Raw genomic sequence first — 22,106 nt, 5'->3', positions numbered from 1 at the left:
CCATTTTAGCCCAAGGATTCTAAGCACACGCTATGGATAAGAGAAAACCAAACGTCATTGCTGTTGACACTGTAGAGAAAGAATCGACCCTGACACTCCATGTTACCGGAGACATCACCGATTTTAAGGGGCACTTTAAGAGCTTCCCTATTCTTCCCGGTGTGACACAAATTGACTGGGCACTTCACTATGCTGTCCAAAAGTTAAATGTCCCTGGTTACTTTAAAGGTATGGAGGTCATCAAATTCCAAGAGCCTATCCTTCCTGACGCCACAATCCAGCTATCACTCAAATGGGATGCTGACAAAGACAAGCTGAGCTTCAGCTACACCTCAAACAACGGTGAACAGACCCACTCTTCAGGAAAAATGAAGCTGGGAGAGAAAAGTGAATAGCGCTCCTGCTGAGGCTGCTTCTCAACACGTAACAAAAGAAAGCGACTACAAAGCTTGCTTCCTAATTCCGTGCTTTAACCACGGCGAAACCATGCCTGCAGTGGTGTCGTCACTCCATCATTTTGAGTTGCCGATCATCATCGTTGACGATGGCAGTGAACTCACCACGAAACAGTTTCTGGCTCCCCTAGTAGAGAATTCGAACGTAACCTTGGTGACGCTAGAGCTGAACCAAGGCAAAGGAGGTGCCGTAAAGGCTGGCATCAAGCGAGCACAGGAGCTCGGCTTTAGTCATGCCATTCAGATTGATGCTGACGGTCAACATGACCTAGACGCCCTACCCGCATTAATCGAAGCGTCACAAGCTAAGCCCCAGCGCCTGATCTCAGGTCAGCCTGTCTATGACGATAGCGTACCGAAGGCAAGGCTCTACGGGCGCTACGCGACACATATTTGGGTGTGGATAGAAACTCTATCTCTCTCAATTAAAGACAGCATGTGTGGCTTTAGAGCGTATCCAATCGATAAGACACAAACAGTACTGAATAAATACGATGTCGGTTCGAGAATGGACTTCGATATCGAGATTCTGGTTCGCTTATACTGGGAAGGTTGCGACATTGACTTCATTGAGACGCGAGTCATCTACCCTGAAAATGGTGTCTCTCATTTCGATGCGCTGTGGGACAACGTAAAAATCAGTTGGATGCATACTCGACTGTTCTTCGGCATGCTGCCAAGAGCCCCTAAGCTGATTGCTCGTCACTTCAAATCAAATTCTGAAGATCACCTAACAAGTTCGACACAATTTTCAGAAAGCAATCAGGCGCAGCAGACACCAAATAGCACTGAACAGCCTCATTGGTCCAGAACTCAAGAGCGCGGCACAGTTCTCGGTATCAAACTGTTGTTAGCTGTGTACTCACTATTAGGCCGAGGTGTATTCAACCTAATTTTGCGCGGTGTGATGCGTTACTACCATTTGACAGGCAAGCGCGCGCGAAACGCTTCTGAGCAATACCTATTCCAGCTTAAGACATACGCAGAGCAACAGAATATTGAGTTACCCGCTGAATTAACCAGTTATAACCACCTGCTTTCGTTTGGCCACACCATGCTAGACAAATTAGCCGCATGGAAAGGTGATTTCTCAGTCGATAACCTGACTATTCATGGTCAAGAGCAATTCGAAAGTATGGTGGAAAACCAGCAAGGTGTGCTAATCCTAGGTTCTCACCTTGGTAATATCGAATTGTGCCGCGCTTTGGGACGTCGACACTCACACATCAAAATCAATGCGCTGGTCTTCACGGAACACGCCGAACGCTTTAATTCGGTGATGAAAGCGGTAAACCCACAGTCTGATTTAAACCTGATTCAGGTGACATCGATGGGCCCTGATACCGCCATCTTGTTGCAACAAAAATTGGAGCAAGGTGAATGGATTGTGATCGTTGGCGATAGAACCTCCACCAGCAAAGAGAGTCGCTCAGTATGGGCAGAGTTCTTGGGTAAAGAAGCTCCCTTCCCTCAAGGGCCATTTATGTTAGCCTCTGTTCTCAAAGCGCCAGTATTCTTATTGTTTGGCCTACGAGATGACTCACAAACCAAACCGCATTTTAATGTCTATTTTGAGCATTTCAGCGACAAGATAGAGCTACCAAGGAAGACTCGCGAACAATCTTTACAGCAAGTCGTGCAGAAATACGCAGACCGACTTCAGCACTACACACTGAAAGCACCGCTTCAGTGGTACAACTTTTTTAACTTTTGGACATTGAGCAAGCACCATGACGAAAAAAAATCCAAATAGCATCACCTTTGGTGCCGAACGCCTCACGATTGAGGATGTTGTCGCTATTTCACAAGGCGCAAAAGCCTCGATGAACTCAAGCAATGAGTTCACATCAAAGATCAACCGCGGTGTCGCTTTTTTAGAACGCCTATTGAAAGAAGAAGGCGTGATCTATGGTGTGACAACGGGCTACGGTGACTCATGTACCGTTGCAATTCCGCCAAACCTTGTTGATGAATTACCACTGCATCTAACGCGCTTTCATGGCTGTGGTTTAGGCGAAATACTGTCTCACGAACAATCTCGTGCAGTATTAGCGACACGTCTTTGTTCATTGTCACAAGGTGTCTCTGGTGTGACTCACGATTTGCTCAACCAGATCGTCACTCTGATCAACCAAGATATCTCGCCGCGCATTCCTCAAGAAGGATCGGTTGGTGCCAGTGGTGATTTAACGCCGCTGTCTTATCTGGCAGCTGCACTGATTGGTGAGCGCGATGTCATCTACAAAGGTGAAGTTCGCCCTACTAGTGACGTTTACAAAGAGCTAGGGATTAACCCTATCAAGCTTAAGCCAAAAGAAGGCTTAGCATTGATGAATGGCACATCAGTAATGACGGCTTTAGCTTGTATCGCCTACAAACGTGCAGAATACCTAGCTCAGCTGTCGACTAAGATCACCGCAATGGTGTCTGTAGGTATGCAAGGCAACGATTTCCATTTCGATGAAGCGCTGTTTGCAGTGAAGCCTCATCCGGGTCAACAGCAAGTTGCTGCATGGCTACGTGATGACTTACAAGCGGATCGTCCGCCACGTAACAGTGATCGCCTACAAGATCGTTACTCACTGCGTTGTGCCCCACATGTGATTGGTGTGGTTCAAGACTCTCTGCCTTGGCTACGCCAAATGATTGAGAACGAGCTTAACAGCGCTAACGATAACCCAATTATCGATGGCGACAATGAGCGCGTACTGCACGGTGGACATTTCTACGGTGGTCATATCGCAATGGCAATGGATACACTAAAAACAGCGGTAGCCAACCTTGCAGACCTACTTGATCGACAAATGGCGCAGTTGATGGATTACAAGTTCAACAACGGCTTGCCATTTAACCTAACCGGTGCTGAAGGCGAACGTAAACCAATCAACCACGGTTTCAAAGCGGTACAGATTGGCGTTTCAGCTTGGACAGCAGAAGCATTAAAACACACCATGCCAGCAAGCGTGTTCTCTCGTTCAACCGAGTGTCACAACCAAGACAAAGTCAGCATGGGCACTATTGCGGCTCGTGACTGCTTACGCGTTCTTGAACTGACTGAACAAGTAGCGGCAGCATCACTTCTGGCGGGGACACAAGCGCTTGAGCTTCGTAAACGCCATAATGAGCTTGATGAGCACCACATGAGTGAAAACCTAAAGCACATTCGCGACGAAGTGCTTAAAGAGTTTGAATTTATCGTAGAAGATCGACCACTTGAAGGCGATCTACGCCACTTCATTGCTCGTATTCAAAGTCAACACTGGTCACTTTACTCCTAGAGTAGCTAACCCTTTATGCAATATTGTTGAGAGCGATTTATGTCTGAAATCCTTCATCCATTAAAATCAGAGGTTACTTTAGTAACCTCATTCCAAGATGCCGACCCAATGGGCGTGATCTACCATGGCAACTACTTCCGATTTTTTGAAGAAGTTAGGCGCATCATGATGGATAAGATTGAGTACAACTACCATGAGATGAAGGATTCGGGCTACATGTGGCCGATCATCGACACGCGCGTAAAGTACATCAAAGCAATACCGTTTAATCATCAGATCACGGTATCCGCTAAGTTAACTGAATGGGAAAACCGCTTGCGTGTTGACTACGAAATTCACGATGCCAACACCGGTGCTCGTATGACACGCGCTCACACCATGCAGGTTGCAGTAACCATTGAAGAGCAAGAGATGTGTTTTGCTTCGCCGAAGGTGTTTACCGATAAAGTCGAACGCTGGCATCAATTTGGCTGCTTACCCCAATCAGCTGAGCAGCAATCAAGCGATCACCAATCAGAGCAACCGCAAGTACCTAACACACAGCAGCAGGTGAAACATGAGTCTGTTTAAACACGGGCGTAAGCAAATCAGTATCGCACTGCTAGGACTTGCCTCAATGATGGCGAGTCACTTGGCTGGCGCTAGCGAGAACACGAATGCTGTCGGTTCTATTACAGAACTACAAACCGTGTTAAGCGAAAATAGTATCGTTCGTGGTCAATTTACTCAAACACGTAACATGGAAATGTTCGCCCAACCTCTAACATCACAAGGTACTTTCCTGTTAGACAAGTCGAATGGTTTGCTTTGGACACAAGCGACTCCCTTTCCTGTGAGCTTGGTGCTCACGGATAACAAACTGAGCCAAAGGTTTGCCGATCAACCCGCTAAGATCATTACCGATAAAGAAAACCCAATGGCATTTTATTTCAGCCATATATTCCTGTCGGTGTTTCACGGGGACACGCAAAAACTTCAAGAGCAATTCTCACTGTCATTTGAACCAGCGACTGCGAAAAATTCTGATGAAAGTGCAAACTCAAGTTCACAAGACACACGATGGACACTCACTCTAAAGCCAAAGAATGCGCCAATGAACGCGGTGTTTGAAGCCATCACACTGCAAGGACAAGGTGACATTGAACGTATCGAACTTAGAGAAGTTCGTGGGGACAGCACAGTGATCGAATTTAGCCAGTTAAGCCATCTACCGGAAGTATTATCAGATGCTGAAGCGCAACAATTCCAATTCTAGCCTAGCCCTTGCTTGGCTTGTTGTCGTAATACTGTTTAGCGGATTGTTGATCAAACAATTCGCTTTTTCTTCGTCGGTACCCATTGAAAGCAACATCATGAAATTGCTGCCAGAAAACCAGCAAGATCCCATGGTAGAGCAAGCCTTTCAGCAAATATCCAGCTCGATGAGCGAGCAAGTGGTGTTTATCATAAGTGCCTCCGACGTCGAACAAGCCATGACAGCGACTGACGCTTTTGAAAAAGCCCTCAACCGAAGATCTTTCTCAAATAAGCCAACGCTGTTTAAGCAAGTTCAAGGCAAGATCAACGCCAGCACGCAAAGCCAATGGAGCGATTTCTATTTTCGTCATCGAGCTCAACTTCTAACTCAACAACAAAAAGAGACGCTGACACACTCGCCGGATTCGCGAGCTCAATATGTCATTCAGTCTTTGTACAATCCGTTCTCAGGCGTCACTGCAGCAGAGCTATCTCTAGACCCATTCTTGTTATTTCGTGACTACATCAGTGCTGTTGGCGTTCAATCAAGTAACTTTGTTCTGAAAGAAGGCTACCTCACAGCCCAGTCTAATGAGCCAGCTCATATTTTGGTGACAGCGACTCTGGCAGGTTCGCCTTATAGTTTAGCGATTCAAGAGCAGCTTCCAGATCTTGATTCAATTGAGCGCGAGATCGAAAAGCAGTTTGGTGTCAAAGTGCAGCATACCGGTGTGGTGTTCTACGCCAATTACGGTACCGAAAGCGCGAAATCAGAAATCAGTACCATTGGTTTGGGCTCATTGGCAGGTGTGATTTTATTGGTGTGGCTGACGTTTCGTAGTGCCTTACCTCTTGCCTTGTCTTTGCTTTCAATCAGTACCGGATTATTGGTCGCACTGGCAAGCACCGTCGCTATCTTCGGTAAAGTTCACCTGTTTAGTTTGGTGTTCGGTGCCAGCTTAATTGGCGTATCCATCGATTACTCCTTTCACTACCTGACTGACCGCTTAGCAGCTGGGAGTAAATGGCAAAGTGAAAAAGGCTTGCAGCACATTCTCGTTGCGATCACCTTGGGTCTGATCACCAGTTTGATTGGCTACCTAGGTCTATTGGTGGCACCTTTCCCTGGCTTGCAGCAACTAGCTCTGTTCTCGTCAATTGGACTTATTGCCGCTTACGCCAGCGTGGTGTGTTGGTACCCCGTTTTAGCGGCAAAACCAAGCCAAGAGCGTCCACTTCCTCTGTCGAAGCTTTGGCATACTTGGTTAAGCCTCTGGAACAACCAAAAATTTAGAATTGGCTTACCGTTAATAGTGACTGTCGTTAGTTTGATATCACTCAGTCAAATTCGCTACGACGACGATATTCGTCAACTTCAAGCGATGCCTGATCAACTAAAACAGCAAGAACAAGCCATTACTGAGATATCAGGATTAGGCAGTGGTCAAAATATGCTGCTGGTGACCGCCAACAGCGATCAAAAACTGCTAAAAAAACTGGCTGAGATCACTACGAGCTTAGATTCTTTGGTCGACAGCCAAGGTATCTCCGGATATCGCAGCATCAATCAACAGTTGCTAAGCAAGCAACAACAACATGATAACTATCAGTTAGTTGAGCAACTCTATGGCCAACAAAGCCATATCTTACAGAACACTCTTGGTTGGCCTAGCTTTCCAGAGTTACCAAAGTTCGAGGCAATCACGGTATCTGGATTTTTAGAATCACCAGTGTCAGAACCTGTTCGACCACTTTGGTTAAAACCGATCGACGGACAAGCCGCGTCAGTCATTTTGATCAAAGACGTCACAGATTCAGACCTGTTCTCTCAATGGCTCGATTCAAGCTTTGCTCAGCAACAAGGTGTAAAGCACCTCAATAAAGCCGATGAAATCTCTGCTCTCTTTGCGGAATATAGAGTCAAGATCACCGAGTTGTTATTGATAGCATTAGCGGCTATTGGCATGGTGTTGGGTTGGCGTTATGGTGTGAAGCAAAGCCTATTAATGCTGTTGCCTTCATTAATTGCCGGAGTCGCTGGTTTAGCGGTCACGGGAATTTTAGGCTCGACACTGAATCTGTTTAACCTGCTTGGACTGATTCTGATTCTAGGGATTGGTATCGACTATACCCTGTTCTTTGCTGAACAGAAGAAATCACTAAGCACCTTATTAGCGATTACTTTGTCAGGCCTCACGACGCTACTCTCATTTGGCTTATTGTCACTGAGTCAGACTCATGCCATTCATAGCTTCGGTGTTACCGTACTAACTGGTATTTTCGTCGCGTGGTTGCTTTCGCCACTTGCAATCAACAACGAACAAGCAGCGGAAAAATCAAACTCTCGAGAGGCTTTTAGATGAACAAAACAATCAAGATAGCGCTCGCCGTTGGATTGGGCTTACTACTCAGCGCTTGTTCGATGGTGTCTCAACAGCCTACAGGCGCAAGTGTCGCAATCGACAAAGACACAGAGCTCGCCTTGCCGCTGCCTGCTGAACTGGGATACTCATTTACGGCGAGCCAGCTGATCAGCGCTACGTGGGAAAATGATACGCAGCAACTACCGGTTCAAGTCGAAGTCACATCAGACAAAGTCGTGTTGGCGGGTTTCTCCTCTTGGGGTACTCGCATTCTATCGCTGCAATACCAAAACCAAACGATTGATACTCAAGTTCTATCTGGTCTTGGCGCAACCCTGCCGCAACCCGAGCAAGTACTATTTAATTTAATGCTAACTCTATGGCCAGTTGAAGCATGGGCTCAACCTTTACAAGACATCGGTTGGTATTTGGTCGATACAGAAAACAGCCGCACCGTCTTTGATGAAAACCAACAGCCAATCATTGAAATTGATTACCAAGCAGAGCCCGGAGCACATAAAACGGCAGGCAATATTGTTTTCAAGCATTTGATTCAAGGCTACACCATCACCATTCAAACGTTGAACTCAACGATTGTCGACAACCCAAGTAAGAGCTAAACATTATGCCTATTTATATCCAAGACTGTGGTTTCCACTCCGCATTAGGCTCAAGCGTTGCTGACATTCATGGCTGCCTCAAAGGCGAGCATGAATCAAACATGGTTGAAGTGAGCGACATGCTAAACGACGGTAAGCCGACGGTCGTTGGTAAGGTGGCTGGCGAATTACCAGAAATCCCATCAGAACAAGCGGAATACGCCACTCGCAACAATCAACTGGCGTTATCGGCTGTTAATCAAATCAAAGACTCTATCGAGCAAGCAAAATCACAATTTGGTGCCGATAGAATTGCTGTAGTTATCGGCACAAGCACCTCGGGAATTTCTGATGGTGAAACGGCGTTTAAACACAAACTAGAACATGGCTCTTTCCCCGAAGATTTCCACTATTCAAAACAAGAGCTAAGCAACACCTCTGAGTTTGTTAGCCAACATTGTGCATTAACCGGGCCAAGCTATGCGATATCGACCGCTTGCTCATCAAGTGGCCGTGTATTTGTTACTGCCCAACGTTTGTTAGATTCAGGAATGGCTGATGCTGTGTTGGTTGGAGGTGTCGATACACTATGTAAACTGACGCTCAATGGCTTTCATGGTCTTGAAGCGCTATCAACCACACATTGTAAGCCCTTTAGCGCCTCTCGTGATGGCATCAACATCGGAGAAGCAGCGGCATTTATGTTGCTTAGCAAGACAAAACCAACCGCTACCAATACAACTCAAAGCACTTCGAATATAGCTCTATTAGGCTATGGCGACAGCTCCGACGCACACCATATTTCAGCGCCCCACCCTGAAGGGAATGGCGCAGAGCAAGCAATGAGAAAGGCGTTAGATTCTGCACAGTTACGAGCAGAAGACATCGGTTATATTAATGCCCATGGCACCGCAACTCAACTCAATGACTCAATGGAAAGCAAAGCCATCCATCGTATTTTTGCAAACAAGGTTCCCGTCAGTTCAACCAAGCCTCTAACAGGACATACTCTTGGAGCGGCAAGTGCGATAGAGGCTGCAATTGCATGGCATATTCTAAAATATGACTTACCACTCCCCTTACAAAAATGTCAGTATAAAGCTGAAGATATTGAGATTGATTTGGTAAACTGTTCCCAGAAACTTAAAGTAAAGAACATCTTAAGCAACTCGTTCGCTTTTGGTGGCAACAACATTAGCCTGATTTTTGGTGTAATAAATGACTGATATCCCTTCTGTAGACCAACTTCTCCCACACGATGATCCGATGATATTAATCGATCGAGCTATCAACGTTGAGGCATTGTCGATTCACTGCCAGGTCGATATTGGCGCGCACAACCTATTCTTTGACGTCGAATCTCAAACGGTCCCAGCTTATGTTGGCATCGAGTTTATGGCGCAGTCTGTTGCAGCTTGGTCTGGATACCATGCGCTGAAAAACGACACTACTCCTCCAATCGGCTTCTTACTCGGTTCTCGTCGCTACAAATCACTGTGTGATGAATTTACTCAAGGTCAAACCCTTGATATCTATGCTGAACAACTCATGGAAGACAGTGGCATGGCCGTGTTTACCGCCCGAGTCGAAGACCAAGGCGAGTTAGTGGCTCAATGCCAACTCAACGTCTACGTGCCGACCGAACAAAAATTACAAGAAATGAAAACTAGGAGCCCATCATGAGCCGTCAGGTTTTAGTCACTGGTGCCAGTAAAGGCATTGGTAAAGCGATCGCTATTCAACTCGCGAAAGACGGTTTTGAAATCGCCGTTCATTACATGGGTGACAAGCAAGGTGCTGAAGACACGTTAAAGTCGATCACCGGACTGGGTGCTGCAGGACGTCTGATCCAATTTGATATCAGCAATCGCAGCGAATGTCGCGAAACGCTTGAGTCAGATATTGCCGAACACGGCGCTTACTATGGTGTGGTGAATAATGCCGGTATTACTCGTGACACGGCATTCCCAGCTATGACTGAAGAAGAGTGGGATGGTGTTATCCATACCAACCTCGACAGCTTCTACAACGTACTTCACCCGTGCGTGATGCCAATGGTTCAAAAACGCAAAGGCGGTCGAATCGTTACTTTGGCTTCTGTATCGGGCATCATGGGCAACCGCGGTCAAACCAACTATGCCGCAGCAAAAGCAGGTGTGATTGGTGCAACTAAGTCTCTGGCTCTAGAGCTCGCAAAACGCAAGATAACGGTAAACTGTGTCGCTCCTGGTCTAATCGATACTGGCATGGTGGATGAGCACGTGAAAGATCATGCGCTTCCACAAGTGCCACTGCGCCGCATGGGTGAACCAGAAGAAGTAGCAGGCCTAGTCAGCTACCTAATGTCGGATATTGCGGGCTACGTAACTCGCCAAGTGATTTCAGTTAATGGAGGCTTAGTATGACCCGCCGCGTTGTTGTAACTGGCATGTCAGGCGTTACCGCTTTTGGCAACGATTGGCAGCACATCGAGCCAAAACTAAAAGCATGTGAAAATGCGACCCAGTATATGCCTAGCTTTGAGCAGTACGATGGCCTCAACACAAAGCTTGCCGCACCTATTGATGACTTCCAACTACCTAAGCACTATAAGCGCAAACAGGTTCGTGGCATGGGCCGCGTGTCTCGCCTAGCAACAGTGGCAACCGAAAATGCACTAGAGCAAGCAGGGCTGATTGGCCACGACGTTTTGACTAATGGCGAAACAGGCATTGCCTATGGCTCTTCAACTGGCAGTACTGATGCGGTTGGTGCATTTGGCGTGATGCTTAACGAGAAATCGACACGAGCTATCACCGCAACGACTTACGTTCAGATGATGCCACACACCGCAGCGGTCAACGTCGGGCTATTCTTTGGCTTACGTGGACGTGTGATTCCCACCAGCAGTGCATGTACTTCAGGTAGCCAAGCGATTGGCTACGCCTATGAAGCAATCAAACACGGTTACCAAACCGTGATGGTGGCCGGAGGTGGCGAAGAGCTATGCCCAACTGAGTCTGCCGTTTTCGATACCCTTTTTGCTACCAGTTTAAAAAACGACACGCCAGAAAAATCCCCTAGTCCTTACGACAGTGAGCGCGATGGCCTCGTTATCGGTGAAGGCGCAGGTACACTTGTTCTTGAAGAGTATGAACATGCTGTGGCTCGTGGCGCAAAGATCTACGCTGAGATCATCGGTTTTGCCAGCAACTGCGATGCCGCCCATGTGACCCAACCTCAAATGGAAACCATGCAAATCTGTATGGAGAAAGCGCTGAAAGATGCACAGCTTCCTGCTGAAAAAATTGGTTACGTTTCGGCGCACGGAACAGCAACAGATAAAGGCGATATTGCAGAAAGTAATGCGACCGCGAACATTTTCGGTGAAGTGCCAATCAGCTCATTAAAAAGCTACTTTGGTCATACGCTTGGAGCGTGTGGTGCCATTGAGGCTTGGTTGAGCCTAGAAATGATGCATTCCGGTTGGTTCAGCCCAACATTGAACCTTGAAAACATCGACGAACGCTGCGGTAAACTCGATTACATTACAGGTTCTGGTCGCGAATTGAATGTTGAGTATGTAATGAGTAATAACTTTGCCTTTGGCGGAATCAACACTTCAATCATCTTCAAGAAAATCTGAGCTTAGCTAGATAAAACTCAAGACAAATAAAAAGGGTCAGTAACCAAGTTACTGACCCTTTTTTCAATCTAGCTAATGCTCAATTAAGCGTTAGCTTCACGCTCAGCGATGAACTCAAGAGCCATCTTAATGCGAGCGATTACGCGCTCTTTACCAACAAGCTCCATCACTGCATCAACAGAAGGAGACTGGCCGCCACCTGTTACTGCTACGCGAAGTGGCATACCGATTTTACCCATGCCGACCTCTAGCTCTTCACATACTGCTGCAATCACACCATCTTTGATGTTTGCAGTAGTGAAATCCTCAAGCGCTTCAACCTTAGCAAGAGCAAGCTCTAGTGGGCCTTTAGCAACACCACGTAGGTGCTTCTTCGCTGCGCCAGCTTCAAACTCAGAGAAATCTTCGTAGAAGTAACGAGACTGTTCAGCAAGTTCGATAAGCGTATTACAACGCTCGCCAACTAGCGTGATCACTTCAGTGATAGCCGGGCCATTTGTTGTATCGATCTTTTGTGCATCTAGGTGCCATTGCAGGTATTTAGCAACGTACTCAGGCTCAGAAGTCTTGATGTAGTGGTTGTTCAACCAAAGTAGCTTATCAGTGTTGAATGCAGAAGCAGACTTGCTGATAGCGTTCAGGCTGAAGAATTCAATCATCTCTTCTTGAGAGAAGATCTCTTGGTCACCGTGAGACCAACCTAAACGAACTAGGTAGTTGTTTAGTGCATTTGGTAGGTAACCTTCGTCGCGGTATTGCATTACAGAAACAGCACCGTGACGCTTAGAAAGTTTCGCACCGTCATCACCAAGAATCATTGCACAGTGAGCGAAAGTTGGAACTGGCGCGCCTAGTGCTTCATAGATGTTGATTTGACGAGGTGTGTTGTTGATGTGGTCTTCACCACGTACAACGTGTGTAATACCCATGTCCCAGTCATCCACTACAACAACGAAGTTGTATGTTGGTGCACCGTCTGTACGACGAATGATTAGGTCATCAAGTTGGCTGTTAGAAATTTCAATGCGACCACGAATTTGGTCATCAAATACTACGCTGCCTTCTTTAGGGTTACGGAAACGGATAACGCATGCATCACCTTCTTTTGCTGCTTCGTTTGCTGCAACAATTTTAGGGTGGTTCGCATCGTAACGAGCCATTTCTTTGTTTTCTTCTTGCTCTGCACGAATTTCGTCAAGCAGCTCTTTAGACGCATAGCATTTGAAAGCTTTGTCTTCAGCAAGTAGCTTATCAACCATTTCGTTGTAACGGTCAAAACGCTTAGATTGGTAGTAAGGACCTTCATCCCATTCCATACCCATCCATTGCATGCCTTCTAGAATTGCATCAACCGCTTCTTGAGAGTTACGCTCAAGGTCCGTGTCTTCGATACGTAGAACGAATTCACCACCTTGGTTCTTAGCGAATAGCCAAGAGTAAAGTGCAGTACGTGCACCACCAACGTGAAGATAGCCAGTTGGGCTAGGAGCAAAACGAGTTTTAACCGTCATTTAAATACCTTGATTATGTAGGTGATTCTTTTAGTGATTGCCATTACAAAGCCTGCAACAGAAAAATATCACTAAATTTTGGGCGCTATTTTATCACCACCGCTTAAATCTACAATCAGTAGTGAATGATTAATGCGCTGATCTTGTACGAAAGCTATCGTAGAAGGAGAAAACCAATAGCTCAAGCACATGTCAAATGCTCTAAAACGGCAAATTATCGCCACGCTCGCGATAAACCTCATCTATTCCGTCACTCAATATTCCAGCAAATATCAAATTCTTGAATTTATGTTTGACCTTACCCTTACGGGAAGGTTTATGTTAGGCGTAGATGAGAATTGGAGTATCGATATGAACCATTACACAGCTATGCTCAACGGCCTAAATTGCATGGGTTGTGCGAAGAAAGTTCGCACACTGTTTGACGATCTCGAGAATACGAAGATCAACGACATATCGCCGACCTACATCGATATTTCTACTCCTTTTAGTTACGTTGAACTCAACCAACAGTTAGCGACCCTGGGTTATTCCATGGGTAATTCGCTGCATCTTTCATTATCAGGGCTCAGCTGTGGTAAGTGCGTGAACAAGCTGACTCAAGCGCTTGAGCAGACCAAGCAATTCTCAGACCTAGAAGTCAGCAAACATGAATTGTCCTTGGTTACTCTGCTTTCAGAATCCGAGCTTATTGAGCTAATCGAAAGTGTGGGTTATCACGCGGCTTCCTACTCTGAAGTTAATGAGCCTTTATCTAATTCAGAAGACGATAAAAAAACAGCGTCAGTGGAGCAGACACAAGATAAACCTGCTGCTAGCCAATATACCTATCACCTTGTTCTTGAGGGAATGACGTGTGCGAGTTGTGTTTCTTCGGTAGAGAAAGCGCTGAAAAAGAATGAGTTCGTCGACCAAGCTCAGATCAACCTCGCTGAACAGACAGCCTTGGTCTTCACATCTGAAACACGTGACGTCATCGAGAGCGCGCTAATAGAATCGGTGAAAAATGCAGGTTACGGTGCCGAGTTCGTTGATGACGCGGCAACTCAACAACAAAAACAGCAAGAACAACAACTTCGTACCCAAAAAGCTTTCCTAAAGAATTCAGTAAGCGCGCTGCTGATCGGTGCTCCACTGATGGCGTGGGGTCTGTTCGGTGGCAGCATGACCATTGCTACATTTAACGACCAATTGGCTTGGGGATTGGTCGGTGTCGTCTGTTTGGTACTGCTAGCCACTTCAGGACGCAGCCTCTTTACTAACGCTTGGCAATCACTGATGCACAAGCGTGCAACCATGGATACCTTGGTCGCTCTAGGCACTGGCGCCGCGTGGTTCTACTCAATGCTGGTTGTGCTAATTCCATCATGGTTCCCAGAACCATCGCGCCATGTCTATTTTGAAGCGAGCGCCATGATTGTTGGCCTTATATCTTTGGGTCACTACATTGAAGCCAAAGCCAAGGCACGCACCACCAAATCTTTGCAGGCACTGATTAATTTACAACCTCAAAAAGCCGTGGTTATCGTCGATGGTAAAGAACAAACCATCGCCGTCGAAGCTATTCAAGTCGGTATGCAAGTACGAGTGAAACCGGGAGAAAAAGTCCCTGTCGATGGTGTCGTGGTATCTGGCGAATCTTATATCGATGAGTCGATGCTGACTGGCGAACCGCTTCCTAACGTTAAATCGATTAATGATGGCGTTTCAGCAGGTACCATCAATGGTGATGGCAGCCTGATCATTGAAGCTACGGGGATTGGCTCAAGCACCATGTTGGCTCGAATCATTCAGATGGTTCGCCAAGCTCAAAGCAGCAAGCCTGCGATTGCGAAGCTTGCCGACTCTATCTCTGCCGTTTTCGTACCAGTTGTGGTCGCGATCGCAGCCATTGCCGCCCTAGTTTGGTTTTTTGTTGGACCACAACCGAGTGCAAGTTACATGCTCGTGGTATCAACCACTGTACTGATCATCGCCTGTCCATGTGCCTTGGGCTTAGCGACACCGCTCTCTATTACTGTCGGCGTGGGCAAAGCCGCTGAGTTTGGTGTTCTGATCAAGGATGCCGATGTGTTGCAATCTGCAAGCAAAATCGATGCTGTCGTATTTGATAAAACAGGCACCCTAACCCAAGGTAAGCCAACCGTTCAGCAGGCCTTTTATGGCGACTTATCAGAACAAGAACTGCTGGCTTACGCCTATTCGGTAGAGGTAGGCTCAGAACACCCATTAGCGAAAGCCGTTTGCCAATATGCTGAGAGCTTACAAGTTTCAGCGCTACCCCAAAGCGAATTCGAAAACCAAAGAGGGCTTGGAGTACAGGCAATAATTAGCGGCAAAAACGTTCAAGTAGGCTCACTTAAGTACCTCACCCAACTCGGCATCAATACAGACATTGGCGCGGATTTCATCGAGCTTTGTCGAACACAAGCATGGACACCCATCTTCGTTGTAATCGATCAAAAACTGGAAGGAATATTTGGCATTTCAGATGCATTAAAAATAGATAGCAAACAAGCCATTGCTCAACTAAAATCCGCTGGAATTCACACCGTACTATTAACAGGCGACAATGACTCTGTGGCTCAAGCAATAGGTAAAAACGTCGGTATCGACGAGGTTATCTCGGAAGTACTACCAGAGCAGAAAGCTCAACATATTGTTCAGCTGCAACAGCAATATAAGAGTGTTGCCATGGTCGGAGACGGTATTAACGATGCACCAGCTCTTGCTCAAGCGGATATAGGAATCGCAATGGGTAGCGGCAGCGATGTGGCGATTGAAAGTGCGCAAATGACACTACTCAACTCGTCGCCCTTATCGGTCAGTAACGCGATAGAGCTTTCCCAAGCAACAGTGAGAAACATGAAGCAAAATCTCTTTGGTGCCTTTATCTATAATTCACTTGGTATTCCAATTGCGGCTGGTGTGCTCTACCCATTTCTTGGATTTTTACTTAGCCCTGTCGTTGCAGGCGCTGCGATGGCGATGTCATCAATCACCGTAGTCAGCAATGCCAACAGATTAAGATTGTTCAAACCCACTCATTATAATATCAACAAAAACCAAATTCATGAGGTTCACCATGATTCGTAAAGTTATGACTCTTACTGCACTCGCTGCAATTTCAGGACAAGCTCTCGCTACTAATGTACTAAACCATAAGTCTCCATATTGTGGCTGCTGCACAGAATGGACAGAACACATGCAAGACGCAGGTTTCGATGTCACAGAGAAACTCCATGATGACATGAACCCAATCAAGCAGAAGTTAGGAGTAACGCCAGAACTGGCTTCTTGCCATACGGCAGAGATCGACGGTTACGTATTTGAAGGGCACATTCCTGCAGAGGACGTGAAAGCCTTTTTAGAGAACCCACCACGCAATGCGATTGGCTTGGCGGTTCCAGGCATGCCAATGGGCTCTCCGGGCATGGAGTATGGCGATAAGAAAGACGAGTATTCTGTGTATGCGTTTAACGAGAAAGGTCAGGTGTTTGAATACCGTCATTACAACGGAAAATAGAGCGTAAATAGACCTACGAACAGTAATAAAAATAGAGCCTAGCATTAAGTAAACCCAAGACTGTGGTTTACTTACTAGGCTCTTTGCTTTTGGACAGTAAAGCAAATCTTGTCGCGGCACCAACCGGGCTGTTAGTACCACTATGTTTTCGTCGCTAGTTAGCAAAAACTCTATTTAACAAAAAAGCTAATTAGCGAAGAAACTCACTTGGCTAATAATCTAATCGATTAAGCAGCCAAGTGAATCAGCTTAGAAGCCGTAAGATGCACCGAATACGAATGCGTTGTTTGTTTTAGACGCGCCGTTCGCGAAATCAACTCCGTTAGCTTGGCTACGGAATTCGAAGTAAGGTTGAACACCTTGACGAGTCCATGTTGCACGAAGCTCGTGATCCATAGCTTCAGCATCAATCATGTATACGTTGTTGTAGCTCAGCGCTAGGTCTTCGTTTACAGAGTAAGCAATGCGGTTATCCATGCGGTAATCAGTGTCAGCATCTGCAGAAGTGTCATCGATGTGTGCACGAGTACGGTTACTAATAGAGATACCGTTGTCGAAGTTGTAACCAATTTTAACCAGTGGACGGAACTGAATGCTCTCGCCAGCAGAGAAGACATGTTGGTAACCCGCTGCAACCCATAGGTTGTCAGTGATATTGAAAGCTTGCTCACCACCAACAGTGATGAATGCATTTGCTTGACCAGTTGTTGCGTCGCCACCAGTTTCAGCAGCAGTTAGACCTTCAAGGTCGCCAAGTTGGATGCCATCAAACTCAGTGTAAACAGTTAAACCGCCTAGAGAGTTGTCAAACGTGTGGCCAGCTTCTAGAGTCGAAGTCATATCAGAACCGTGGATACGGCCATCGTCGTGAAATTGGATATTACCTGTAACGTAAGAAGAACCAGCGAAAGCACTAGAAGCGAAAGCAAGAGAAAGTGCACTTAGAGCGATAATTTTTTTCATAGTAAACTGCCTTAGTTTAAATTTTTCAGCGACATATCTTCGGTATATCATTCACCTTCGCCGCTTGAGTAATTGGTAGCCTCCCTGGCATGAAATCTATCTTGCTCGATTTAATTTACGTTTCAAAATAAAAGGGCAAGCAGAGTGATCTCTCTCACCATCAAAAAAGGGAAAGTTATTTAACTTAAATAAATCAATAACTTAAAAACATAAAAATAGATAAAAAAAGAAACCCAATAATCAAAACGGATCAAGATCACGTTATTTCACGGCATAAAATTAGATTCAGTTGTTTCAATCACACCTGATTTATAGTTTTTTATGGCGGACTTATTTTTTGAAGAGAAGAATGAGAAGTGCGTCACTTTTGCGATGAAGCTCACCTTATGTGCATTGTTGACGTTATAAACAAAGGTTATTTCTATATGTTTCAGTTTAAGGAATGTACCGAACTTAGTTTGGACGAAAAAAAAGCTCCCACTTTTATCTGAGTAAGATAATAGCTAGGGAGCTCATCTATTAATGTTGCTTATCGATTATTTCACCGAAGTCACTCGACTTACTTTCTCGCCACTTTCAGAGATAGAGCGGATGTAAGTTTCGCCAGAAACCGATGGACGTTGCTGCTCATCATACGTTAGCCAGTTTTCACCATCCGCTGAGTATTGAAGCTCTACGCCAGGGAATTGAACGTTCATCGCTAGCTTGCCATCAACAACTTTTGCCCCCGGAACTGGTAGTCGGTAATCAATACCCGCTTTCTCAAGTTTAGCCAGTTCACGTTGACCAACAATATTCGCGAAGCGATTAAAGTCGTTGTTTAAAGACTGCTTATTTACTAAGTCAGTATCTTGAGAGTACTCAACGCCCACTTTGTAGTCGTTTTCCCAATCCGCTCTGTGCCATGCGCGCTCTGCTGCTGCAAGAACTCGTGGGAATACCATGTATTCATACTGCTCGTCAGTACGTACGGTTTCAGACCAAAGTTGCGCCGACAAACCGTAGAAAGGTTTTGCTTCAATCTCGCCTTTACCAGTGAAGCCATTGCCGTCACGGTCTAATGAGGTTTCCGCATTTTGTGGCATGTTTTCTGGTGCGAAACCGAACATCTTACGAGTATCCGTTGCACGCGTTGCCCAGTAGTAACCGCGCTCTGCTGCGTCTACTTCGTATGGCATATCCATGTATACGTAATCTGGGTTAGAGACAATCACGTCATAACCTTTCGCTGACCAATCGTACACTGATGAAGTGCCGCCCCAGTAAAGAACGTCCCAGAAGTTAACGCGAGTCGTTTCAGTCGCAAAACCAGCTTCACCCTCTTCCACATACTTCAAGCCATCTTGCCAAGCTTGGAAGTGAGGAATGCCTTTGTCTGCAACAATTTTTGATACTTCTTTTGCAAAGTAGCCAGGCAGGTGACCAAAATCACTCACTGAACCATCAGCAATCAAAGACTGACATTGTGGAGACTGTTGGAATGGCTTGTCTTGCTTGTCTAGCTCAATGTTACCTTTCCATGCCACTTTGTCTTGAGCATCAACATCTTGAAAGCCTGCGCCTAGCTTGATGTTTTTCGCTTCATCACCACCAAAGTGCCAAGTCGTTAGCGGCATACCCGCTTCATTGTGCATTGCTGCAATTTCAGTAATCACTTTATCAACAAAGCGAGTCGATGATTCCATACATGGGTTGATGAAGCTGTGCTTATCGTAGAACTGAATAGTCGTCACGTTTGAAGTATCTTGTGGATCCATCAAGCGATATTCACTTGCTTCAGCTTCTTTGCCTTCCGCCATTAGGCGAGTGTAACGCGCTTCCATTGATACCACAGCAGAACGAGCGTGTGCTGGCATATCAATTTCTGGAATTACTTCGATGCTGCGCGCTTTTGCGTAGCTTAAGATCTCGACGTAATCCGCTTTACTAAAGAAACCAGAGCCAAAGTTGTCTGTTGTTGGACCTGAACCTAGCTGAGGCAGTAAACAGCTTTGCTCTTCCAAATCAAAACAACGATTAGACCCTACATCCGTTAGCTCTGGTAAACCTGGGATTTCTAAACGCCAACCTTCATCATCAGTTAAGTGAAGGTGAAGTTTATTCATCTTGTATGCAGCCATTTGATCTAGCGTCGCTAGGATGGCATCTTTTGAGTGAAAGTTTCGAGCAACATCCACCATCACACCACGGTAATCAAAGCGTGGTGCATCTTTGATCGACAGTTGTGGTAGTGATTCAGCGTTCTGACTGTCTATTAGGCCAAAAATAGACTGAACTGCGTAGAAAGCACCTGTTTTATCAAACGCTTTAATCGCAATCCCCTCTTCCGAGATGCTTAGTTCATAAGCGCCAGATTTTGCTAAATCACCCGTAAACTGAGTAGGAACAACGGCAACACTAACAGGTAGGTCGCCACTCACATCTACGTTTACCACATCTGCACGTTCTTCAATTGCAGCGAACTGCTCAGCATCGAATGCCTCTTTAGGTAGGGCGATACCACCAGCAATATTCACTGAACCTTCCCCCGCTTCTACCGACATTGGGGTTGGTAAAAGCGTTGTTGAAACGTCTTGCGTTGCTAGATCCGCATTCTTTTCGAAACGCGTAACCGCAGTCGCCATGACATTGTTGTCATCAGGTGTACGCTTAAGGTGGTTTCCTTCCAAACCTGTTACGAACGACGCGACATCTTCAGTATTCAATGAAGCAATCATCTTAGGTTCTGCGTTTGGCGCAGTTACGAATGCACCCGGCATAAAGTCAGTTTCAAACAGTTGCCAGTACTCACTCGTTAACGGAAGAATCACTTCTTCACCAGCGGCAAAACCATCGAACTTATCTGTAGGTTCTAGTTTGTGTAGGTCACCCGTTACACGAGTGATTTTAAATTGTTCGTTATCAACATCTAAAATAAGGCGAATACTATGGAAGTAGATAGTCCAATCTTTCGAATCAATCGCTTCACCGTCATTGGTCAGGGTCATGTTCACTTTATTACATGACGCCCACTCAGCACCTAGGTCCTGACAAGCCATGCCTTCATTCGCACCGTGATTGGTTAGAATTTCATATTGCACATCAAGGTTATCAGCCAGTGCATTAACCACCTGTTGCTCAGGTGCTTGCGTTACAGCACAACCCGTCAAACCAGCCAGTACCGCTACAGATAGTAAGTTTCTCTTCAACATCGTATTCACCCATAAATTTAAAATTGAGTCAGAAGCAAAGTGGAGCGCTTCGAAAGTTAGATAAACTATATGGGCTTATTTTTTGCCGTGAATTAAATCAGGTTAATAAAGTGATCGGCTTCAAATCTCAAAAACACTGATAAAATTAATTACATTAAAATCATAAAGTTACAACCTACGGCACTTCCGTCATTTTTATTTTGACGTAAAAACTGAGAATTGAATCACAATCTTTTTAAAGGATTTCATAAAATCGTGTTGTTGGTAGGGAGAAAGGTTTAAGAGTTTGTTCGTGTTGTTATACTTTTCGTACAAACAACGTGACATCGTTCTCAAAAAAAACCGTTAAAAAACGCCGTCAAAATCTATTTTAACGAGTTCACATCTTTTAATAGGAGCTTTCCTTGCGCACATTTTGGTACGTAACTTTATTCGTTCTCGCATTTTCAGCCAAACATGCTGTGGCCGAACCTCTTTATTGGCAAGCCAAAAAGGATGATCTGACGCTTACTATCTTAGGTTCTGTGCACGTGGGAGACGAGAGTATGTACCCACTTCCTTCGGCAATCACCGACGCGCTAAAAAACAGTGATGGCTTAGTTATCGAAACGGATATAAGAAAGACAGAGGGTGTCGTTTATCCGACGACCAAAGTGACCACCGCTGATGTATTAAACAAACAACAAAAACAATTATTAACCGACATATCAAAATCATTGGGTATGCCAACGCAACAACTGCTCAACTCACCGCCTTGGGCAACCTCTCTATCGATACAGATGCAGCAGTTAAAAAAACTTGGTTATGGCTCCGCCGGCGGCGTTGATGCGACGCTAGCTTACAAAGCGACTATCCAAGATGTTCCCGTTGTCAGCTTAGAACCGCTTCAATTCCAAATAGACCTGATGACAAAACAAAAGGACGACGGTAAGGAGTGGTTAGTCAGTAGCCTTGAAGAGTTTGACCAAACTGATCGTGTGGTTCATTGCTTAATCGAAAGTTGGAAAGCGGGTGATTTAGCGAAGCTGGAAGCTTTCGCAGAGCTGTCTGAGATGTCACCTGAACTAGAGAAAGCATTTTTAACCGATCGCAATATAGACTGGGCAAACAAACTATCCGCCAATGATTGGAAACTTGACTCGAAAGATAGCTACTTAATTGTGGTTGGCGCCTTGCACCTAATAGGAGAAGGTAACTTATTGCAGTTGTTAGAAGAGAAAGGTTTCAATGTCACTCAACAATCACAAAGCCAACAGGCCCGGTGTCAATTTGAGACTAGTGACGACAACTAACTAAATTCGATACCATGACCTTCTCATAATATAACCATTACCTAATAACTGAATCATTACACTTAAT

The 22,106-nt window shown here is 45.6% G+C and carries 16 protein-coding genes and 2 pseudogenes; 15 read left to right on the top strand and 3 right to left on the bottom strand.

The window, feature by feature from the left end; all coding sequences use genetic code 11:
• The first annotated feature begins 32 nt into the window (after positions 1 to 32).
• From ACED25_RS17140 to ACED25_RS17085, 12 genes and pseudogenes are all read left to right on the top strand, one after another.
• Complete coding sequence (locus tag ACED25_RS17140) at positions 33 to 395, top strand: 3-hydroxyacyl-ACP dehydratase (protein WP_017099155.1); 363 nt, start codon at positions 33 to 35, stop codon at positions 393 to 395.
• Positions 388 to 1,180: pseudogene (locus tag ACED25_RS17135) on the top strand (glycosyltransferase family 2 protein); the annotation flags it as partial. The gene ACED25_RS17140 and the pseudogene ACED25_RS17135, both read left to right, overlap by 8 nt.
• 62 nt (positions 1,181 to 1,242) lie before the next feature.
• Positions 1,243 to 2,208 (top strand): annotated as a pseudogene (locus ACED25_RS17130) (glycosyltransferase family 2 protein); the annotation flags it as partial.
• Complete coding sequence (hutH, locus tag ACED25_RS17125; RefSeq protein ID WP_017103984.1) at positions 2,186 to 3,733, top strand: histidine ammonia-lyase; 1,548 nt, start codon at positions 2,186 to 2,188, stop codon at positions 3,731 to 3,733. The pseudogene ACED25_RS17130 and the gene hutH, both read left to right, overlap by 23 nt.
• A 39-nt stretch (positions 3,734 to 3,772) precedes the next feature.
• Positions 3,773 to 4,303 carry an acyl-CoA thioesterase gene (locus ACED25_RS17120; protein WP_371695752.1) on the top strand — a complete coding sequence of 177 codons (531 nt, stop codon included), beginning with the start codon at positions 3,773 to 3,775 and terminating at the stop codon, positions 4,301 to 4,303.
• Positions 4,290 to 4,988: an outer membrane lipoprotein carrier protein LolA gene (locus ACED25_RS17115; RefSeq protein ID WP_135382686.1), complete on the top strand. Its 699-nt coding sequence runs from the start codon at positions 4,290 to 4,292 to the stop codon at positions 4,986 to 4,988. The genes ACED25_RS17120 and ACED25_RS17115 overlap by 14 nt, the downstream gene beginning before the upstream one ends.
• Entirely contained in the window at positions 4,960 to 7,332 is a 2,373-nt protein-coding gene (locus tag ACED25_RS17110; protein ID WP_371695751.1) for an MMPL family transporter, read from the top strand. Before ACED25_RS17115 ends, ACED25_RS17110 begins: the two co-directional genes overlap by 29 nt.
• On the top strand, positions 7,329 to 7,952 hold the full coding sequence (locus ACED25_RS17105) for a DUF3261 domain-containing protein (protein ID WP_371695750.1): 624 nt from the start codon (positions 7,329 to 7,331) through the stop codon (positions 7,950 to 7,952). Before ACED25_RS17110 ends, ACED25_RS17105 begins: the two co-directional genes overlap by 4 nt.
• Positions 7,953 to 7,957: 5 nt before the next feature.
• Positions 7,958 to 9,157, top strand: coding sequence for a beta-ketoacyl-[acyl-carrier-protein] synthase family protein (locus ACED25_RS17100; protein ID WP_371695748.1), 1,200 nt, complete (start codon positions 7,958 to 7,960; stop codon positions 9,155 to 9,157).
• Positions 9,150 to 9,614, top strand: a complete 465-nt coding sequence (locus tag ACED25_RS17095) for a hotdog family protein (protein WP_371695747.1) — start codon at positions 9,150 to 9,152, stop codon at positions 9,612 to 9,614. Before ACED25_RS17100 ends, ACED25_RS17095 begins: the two co-directional genes overlap by 8 nt.
• Complete coding sequence (locus ACED25_RS17090) at positions 9,611 to 10,336, top strand: 3-ketoacyl-ACP reductase FabG2 (protein WP_371695746.1); 726 nt, start codon at positions 9,611 to 9,613, stop codon at positions 10,334 to 10,336. Before ACED25_RS17095 ends, ACED25_RS17090 begins: the two co-directional genes overlap by 4 nt.
• Entirely contained in the window at positions 10,333 to 11,556 is a 1,224-nt protein-coding gene (locus tag ACED25_RS17085) for a beta-ketoacyl-ACP synthase (protein ID WP_009848604.1), read from the top strand. Before ACED25_RS17090 ends, ACED25_RS17085 begins: the two co-directional genes overlap by 4 nt.
• An 83-nt stretch (positions 11,557 to 11,639) precedes the next feature.
• Here ACED25_RS17085 and gltX read toward each other — a convergent pair whose 3' ends face one another.
• Positions 11,640 to 13,067: a glutamate--tRNA ligase gene (gene gltX, locus ACED25_RS17080; RefSeq protein WP_009848605.1), complete on the bottom strand. Its 1,428-nt coding sequence runs from the start codon at positions 13,065 to 13,067 to the stop codon at positions 11,640 to 11,642.
• Between the two features lie 318 nt (positions 13,068 to 13,385).
• On the opposite strand from gltX, the gene ACED25_RS17075 reads away from it, so the two are divergent.
• The gene (locus ACED25_RS17075) at positions 13,386 to 16,163 is read left to right on the top strand and encodes a copper-translocating P-type ATPase (RefSeq protein ID WP_371695745.1); all 2,778 of its coding nucleotides are present in this window, start codon (positions 13,386 to 13,388) and stop codon (positions 16,161 to 16,163) included.
• Positions 16,153 to 16,593, top strand: a complete 441-nt coding sequence (locus ACED25_RS17070) for a DUF411 domain-containing protein (protein ID WP_029223113.1) — start codon at positions 16,153 to 16,155, stop codon at positions 16,591 to 16,593. Before ACED25_RS17075 ends, ACED25_RS17070 begins: the two co-directional genes overlap by 11 nt.
• A gap of 249 nt (positions 16,594 to 16,842) precedes the next feature.
• Here ACED25_RS17070 and ACED25_RS17065 read toward each other — a convergent pair whose 3' ends face one another.
• On the bottom strand, positions 16,843 to 17,556 hold the full coding sequence (locus ACED25_RS17065; RefSeq protein ID WP_009848608.1) for an oligogalacturonate-specific porin KdgM family protein: 714 nt from the start codon (positions 17,554 to 17,556) through the stop codon (positions 16,843 to 16,845).
• Between the two features lie 536 nt (positions 17,557 to 18,092).
• Positions 18,093 to 20,747 carry a beta-N-acetylhexosaminidase gene (locus ACED25_RS17060; RefSeq protein ID WP_371695744.1) on the bottom strand — a complete coding sequence of 885 codons (2,655 nt, stop codon included), beginning with the start codon at positions 20,745 to 20,747 and terminating at the stop codon, positions 18,093 to 18,095.
• A gap of 404 nt (positions 20,748 to 21,151) precedes the next feature.
• Here ACED25_RS17060 and ACED25_RS17055 point away from each other — a divergent pair, with 404 nt between their 5' ends.
• Positions 21,152 to 22,039 (top strand): TraB/GumN family protein, encoded by an 888-nt coding sequence (locus ACED25_RS17055; RefSeq protein ID WP_371695743.1) that lies wholly within the window; start codon positions 21,152 to 21,154, stop codon positions 22,037 to 22,039.
• Positions 22,040 to 22,106: the final 67 nt, after the last annotated feature.

It is taken from the genome of Vibrio sp. 1F263 (assembly GCF_041439035.1).
Classification (GTDB): Bacteria; Pseudomonadota; Gammaproteobacteria; order Enterobacterales; family Vibrionaceae; genus Vibrio; species Vibrio tasmaniensis_A.
Note: the sequence above shows the minus strand (reverse complement) of the source record. Positions and strands in the feature narration are given on the sequence as shown.